Source organism: Propionicimonas sp., assembly GCF_047606205.1.
Lineage (GTDB): Bacteria > Actinomycetota > Actinomycetes > Propionibacteriales > Propionibacteriaceae > Propionicimonas.
Genome location: NZ_JASGES010000015.1, coordinates 1 through 4614, shown reverse-complemented (window position 1 = coordinate 4614; position 4614 = coordinate 1). Strand labels below are relative to the sequence as shown.

Below are 4614 nucleotides of genomic sequence, written 5' to 3'. Positions count from 1 at the left end.
GCGTCGAGTTGCGGGCGCCGCTGCGTCCAGGCCCCGCCACCGGCGCGGCGATCGCCGCGCTGCGCGAGTCCGTCGCCGGCCCGGGCCCCGATCGCTTCCTCGCCCCCGACATCGAGGCCGCGTACCTGCTCGTCCGAAGCGGACAACTCGTGACGGCGGCGCTTCGTGACGCGCCGCCCGCCCCCCACGACGCCCCCAGGGGAGCGTCGGCCCTCACCAAGGAGAACGCATGAACCACGACCCCGTCCGCGCACCCCGCGGAACGACTCTCTCGGCCAGGTCCTGGCAGACCGAGGCGCCGCTGCGGATGCTGATGAACAACCTCGACCCGGAGGTTGCCGAGCGTCCCGACGACCTGGTCGTCTACGGTGGCACCGGGCGGGCTGCCCGCTCGTGGGAGGCGTACGAGGCGATCGTGGCCACGCTCCGCGAGCTGGGGGCCGACGAGACGCTGCTCGTGCAGTCGGGCAAGCCGGTCGGGGTGTTCCGGACGCACGAGTGGGCGCCGCGGGTGCTGATCGCCAACTCCAACCTCGTCGGCGACTGGGCGACCTGGCCGGAGTTCCGGAAGCTGGAGGCCAAGGGCCTGATGATGTACGGCCAGATGACCGCCGGCTCGTGGATCTACATCGGCACCCAGGGCATCCTGCAGGGCACCTACGAGACCTTCGGCGCGGTGGCGACCAAGCGGTTCGGCGGGACGCTGGCCGGCACCCTCACCCTCACCGCCGGCTGCGGCGGCATGGGCGGTGCGCAGCCCCTGGCGGTCACCCTGAACGAGGGCGCGGTGTTGATCGTGGACGTGGACGCGGCCCGGCTCGCGCGGCGGGTCGAGCACGGCTACCTCGACGAGTACACCGACGACGACGCAGAGGCGGTCGGGAAGGTGCTGGCGGCGAAGGCCGAGCGGCGGCCGCTGTCGGTCGGCCTGGTGGGCAACGCCGCCGAGGTGTTCCCGCGACTGCTGGCCGAAGGCGTCGCCGTCGACGTGGTGACCGACCAGACCTCGGCCCACGACCCGCTGAGCTACCTGCCGCTCGGGGTCAGCGTCGAGGAGTGGCATGCGCTGGCCGCGTCCGATCCCGCCGGGTTCACCGAGCGGGCGCGGGCGTCCATGGCGAGGCATGTCGAGGCCATGGTCGGCTTCCTGGATCGGGGCGCGGAGGTCTTCGACTACGGCAACTCGCTGCGGGCCGAGGCCGAGCTCGGCGGGTACGAGCGGGCGTTCGCGTACCCGGGGTTCGTGCCGGCATACATCCGTCCGCTGTTCTGCGAGGGCAAGGGCCCGTTCCGGTGGGCGGCGCTCTCCGGCGACCCCGCCGACGTCGCCGCCACCGACCGGGCGATCCTGGAGCTGTTCCCCCACGACGAGCACCTGCGCCGCTGGATCACCGCGGCCGGCGAGGTGGTGCACTTCGAGGGCCTGCCCGCCCGGATCTGCTGGCTCGGCTACGGCGAACGCCACCTCGCGGGGTTGCGGTTCAACGAGCTGGTGGCGTCCGGGGAGATCTCGGCGCCGATCGTGATCGGCCGCGACCACCTGGACGCGGGCTCGGTGGCCTCGCCCTACCGCGAGACCGAGGCGATGGCGGACGGCTCGGACGCGATCGCGGACTGGCCGCTGCTGAACGCCCTGCTGAACACCGCCTCCGGGGCGACCTGGGTGTCGCTGCACCACGGTGGCGGGGTCGGCATCGGCCGCTCGATCCACGCGGGCCAGGTGGTCGTGGCCGACGGCACCGACCTGGCCGCGCAGAAGATCTCGCGCGTGCTCCTGAACGACCCCGGCACCGGCGTGATGCGCCACGCGGACGCCGGCTACGAACGAGCCCTCGAGGTCGCCCGCGAACGCGGCGTCCGGATCCCGATGCCCTGACATGGGCGCCAACGAGCTGCTCGCCGACCTGACCGCACTGGGACGCAACCCCGACGGCGGCTACACCCGGCTGGCCTGGGACGACGCGACGATGACGCTGCGGGAGTGGTTCGCCGGCGCCGCGGCAGACCTGGGCCTGGAGGTCACCGAGGACGGCAACGGCAACCAGGTCGCCTGGTGGCGAGCGGCCGGGCAGGCGAACCGGGCGCTGCTGCTCGGCTCACACCTGGACTCGGTCCCCGACGGCGGTCCGCTGGACGGCCCGCTCGGCGTCGCCTCCGCGCTCGCGGCGCTGGCCGGGCTGAAGGCGTCCGGGTGGGCGCCGTCGCGTCCGATCGCGGTGGCGAACTTCAGCGACGAGGAGGGCGGACGCTTCGGCGTCGCCTGCCTCGGCTCCCGGCTGGCCACCGGGGCGATCACGCGCGACGCCGCCCTCGCGCTCCGCGACGACGAGGGCTCCTCGCTGGGCGAGGTCATGGCCGCTCGCGGGCACGATCCCCGCGCGGCGGGGGTGGCGTCGTGGCTGGATGACATCGAGTACTACATCGAACTTCATATTGAGCAGGGCCGCTGGCTGGCGCCCCACCAGGCGGCCGTCGGCGTCGCGTCCGCGATCTGGCCGCACGGCCGCTACCGCTTCGACTTCTGTGGGCAGGGCAACCACGCCGGAGCGACGGCGATGGCCGACCGCCGCGATCCGATGCTGGCCTACGCCGCCACCGTGCTGGCCGCCCGCGAGCTCGCGGTGGACCGAGTAGAGAACCGTCCCCAATTCGGTCCACCAGCCGACTCACGGCGCCTGGACCGAATGGGGGACGGTTCCTCATTCGGTCCGGTCGGGGCACGGGCGACCTTCGGACGCGTACAGGTGAGCCCCGGCAGCACCAACTCGATCCCCTCGCGGGTCACCGCCTGGCTGGACGCCCGCGCCGACGCAGAGCCCGCGCTGGAGGCGCTGGTGGCGGGCATCGTCGCGCGCGCCCAGTGGGCCGCGGCCGGGGACGGCACCACGGTGACGGTGCGGGCGGAGTCGACCAGCGGCGCCGTCGAGTTCGACCATCAGTTGCGTCACCGCATCGCCGGCCTGCTGGACGCGCCCGTCCTCCCGACCGGCGCGGGCCACGACGCCGGCATCCTGGCCGCGAAGCTGCCGACGGCGATGCTGTTCGTCCGCAACCCCACGGGCGTCTCGCACGCCCCCGAGGAGTCGGCGGCGCCCGAGGACATCGAGGCCGGGGTCGATGCCCTGACGAAGGTGGTCGAGGAGCTCGGATGAGCGAGTCACCGAGCACACCGAGTGACGTTGTGCACCGAACACGGGGGAAAAGGTCACCGGCTCCCGGCCCGAAGGTGCCGGCGTTCGCGAACTGCCACTCGCACGCGTTCCACCGGGCGCTCCGGGCGCGGACGGTCGGCGGCGGCGACTTCTGGGGCTGGCGGGATCGCATGTACGCCGTCGCGGGCGCGCTCGACCCCGACCTCTACCACCGCCTCGCCAGGGCGACCTTCGCCGAAATGCGGCTGGCCGGGTACGCCAGCGTGGGCGAGTTCCACTACCTGCACTCCCCCGACCTGGCCGGGGCCGTGATCGAGGCGGCCCGGGCGGTCGGCCTGCGGATCTGCCTGCTCAGCACCCTCTACGAGCGCGCGGGCTTCGCCGGCGAGCCGCTGCATCCCGCGCAGGAGCGTTTCGTCCTCACCCTGGACGCGTGGCAGCAGCGGGTCACCGAGCTTGCCTCCCAGTACGCCGGCGATCCCCTGGTCGTGATCGGCACCGCCATCCACTCGGTGCGCGCGGTCCCGCCGGAACACCTGGCCGTCGCCGCCGCCACGCTGCCGGACGCGCCGCTCCACGTCCACGTCTCCGAGCAACCCGCGGAGAACGAGGCCTGCCTCGCGGCGACCGGACGCACGCCCGTCCAACTGCTGGCCGACGCCGGCGTGTGGTCGCCGCGCACAACCGCCGTCCACGCGACCCACCTGGGTGCCGAGGACGTCGCCATCCTGGGCGCGACCGGGAGCTACGCCTGCATCTGCCCCACCACCGAGGCCGAACTCGCCGACGGCATCGGCCCCTCGATCGCGCTGCGCGACACCGGGGTGCGGATCACCCTCGGCTCCGACTCGAACACCGTGATCGACCCGTTCGCCGAGGCTCGCGGGTTGGCCATGCACGAGCGCCTGGCCAGCGGCCGCCGCGACGGCTGGGACGCCACGCAGCTGTGGACGGCGGCCACGACCGACGGCCACGCGTCCCTCGGCTTCGCGGTCGACGACCTGGTCGACGTACACCTCTCGGTGCAGACGGCGGGCGGGACCGAACCGCTGTGGGCGGCCTCGGCCGCCGACGTGGCGCCCCCCGCCGGCCTCGACCCGGACGAGGTCGCCGACGACCTGGCCGCCGCCATCGACGAGGTCTGGAGCCGGGTATGAGCACGGCGATCACCGGCATCGGCGAGCTGGTCACCTGGGAGGCCGACCGGCCCGTCCGCCACGACGCCGGCCTGGTCATCGAGGACGGCCGCGTCGCGTGGCTCGGCGCGTCCGCCGAGACCCCGGCGGCCGACGAGGCGATCGACGCCGGAGGACGAGCCGTCATCCCGGGATTCGTCGACTCCCACACCCACCTGGTCTTCGCCGGCGACCGCGCCGAGGAGTTCGCCGCGCGGATGGCCGGGCAGCGCTACGAGGCCGGCGGCATCCGCACGACGGTCGCGGCCACCCGGGCGGCGACCGAG

The 4614-nt window shown here is 74.0% G+C and carries 4 protein-coding genes and 1 pseudogene; all 5 read left to right on the top strand.

All coding sequences use genetic code 11. From position 1 onward, the window contains the following. Window positions 1–233: pseudogene (locus QM633_RS00980) on the top strand (hypothetical protein); the annotation flags it as partial. Further along, window positions 230–1876, top strand: a complete 1647-nt coding sequence (gene hutU / locus QM633_RS00975; RefSeq protein ID WP_415151848.1) for a urocanate hydratase — start codon at window positions 230–232, stop codon at window positions 1874–1876. The pseudogene QM633_RS00980 and the gene hutU, both read left to right, overlap by 4 nt. Before the next feature lies 1 nt (window position 1877). Next, window positions 1878–3152 (top strand): Zn-dependent hydrolase, encoded by a 1275-nt coding sequence (locus tag QM633_RS00970; protein ID WP_415151847.1) that lies wholly within the window; start codon window positions 1878–1880, stop codon window positions 3150–3152. Further along, on the top strand, window positions 3149–4309 hold the full coding sequence (locus tag QM633_RS00965) for a formimidoylglutamate deiminase (RefSeq protein ID WP_415151846.1): 1161 nt from the start codon (window positions 3149–3151) through the stop codon (window positions 4307–4309). Before QM633_RS00970 ends, QM633_RS00965 begins: the two co-directional genes overlap by 4 nt. Then, window positions 4306–4614 (top strand): amidohydrolase family protein (locus tag QM633_RS00960; RefSeq protein ID WP_415151845.1); only part of this gene is annotated, 309 nt, incomplete at its 3' end. The genes QM633_RS00965 and QM633_RS00960, both read left to right, overlap by 4 nt.

What these genes read in the sequence shown, in the direction of transcription:
- hutU (WP_415151848.1), top strand. Translation starts at nt 230, where the DNA reads ATGAACCACGACCCCGTCCGCGCACCCCGCGGAACGACTCTCTCGGCC.
- QM633_RS00970 (WP_415151847.1), top strand. Translation starts at nt 1,878, where the DNA reads ATGGGCGCCAACGAGCTGCTCGCCGACCTGACCGCACTGGGACGCAAC.
- QM633_RS00965 (WP_415151846.1), top strand. Translation starts at nt 3,149, where the DNA reads ATGAGCGAGTCACCGAGCACACCGAGTGACGTTGTGCACCGAACACGG.